Below are 769 nucleotides of genomic sequence, written 5' to 3'. Positions count from 1 at the left end.
CGCTGGAACATGTGAATATGCTTCATCTATAAGATTTTTACTCATAAGAAAAAGGGCTTTTTTATGCTTGGACATAAAGTTTTTTACTTCAACTTTAAACTCTATACACATTAGTTTTTTTATATGAATTAGAAGATTTTCTGCTTTATGTTCTTCATGTGCAATATGTTGTCTTGTCCATGCTTTGACTAACATAATTTTTCTTTCAAAATCTAATTCAACCGGGATATATGCAACCGAGTCTTTATATCCTCTTTCTCCGTTTAACTGTATAAAACATGCAAAAAGCAATCTGATTCTAGTCAACTCACCTTTTTGATTTTCTTCTGATTGTACAGCTACTATTTTCCTCGGTTCAGTTGTATTTGGAATTCTCCCTAATATATCACAAAAATTTATTGAATTTATATTGTAATATTCATTTAATGCATTTTCCCAGTCCTCTGGATATTTATATCCTTTCACTTTATCAAGTTTATATATATGAATCGTTTTTCTTTTTCCCCAAAACAATTCTTCGAATAAAAACTCTTCAAAATCCTCAATATTTATTTTCCCAGCACTAAGCAAATTATCTATCCAATACTTTAACTCTTGCCCTGCCTCTTCCTCTGAACGAATAAATCCTTTTTTATTCAAATATTGTTCTATATATTTTGCCTCTACATTAACTATGATTGATTTACTTATTGACGGCATTACTTCGCCTCCTAAATTTTGACAACATATGATATATTATTTTACCATATTTTTTTAATACCGCCAATAT

General features: G+C 29.1%; 1 protein-coding gene. It reads right to left on the bottom strand.

Annotation, left to right across the window (positions count from 1 at the left end; translation table 11 throughout):
• The coding region (locus tag NCY57_RS16680; RefSeq protein ID WP_250789877.1) for a hypothetical protein at positions 1–699 on the bottom strand (699 nt) is incomplete at its 3' end.
• Positions 700–769 lie beyond the last annotated feature (70 nt).

Origin of the sequence: Blautia sp. MB18-30, assembly GCF_023669475.1 — a bacterium.
Taxonomy (GTDB): Bacteria; Bacillota; Clostridia; order Lachnospirales; family Lachnospiraceae; genus Blautia_A; species Blautia_A fusiformis.
The sequence above is the reverse complement of the archived record's forward strand: the minus strand, read 5'-3'. Positions and strand labels throughout refer to the sequence as shown.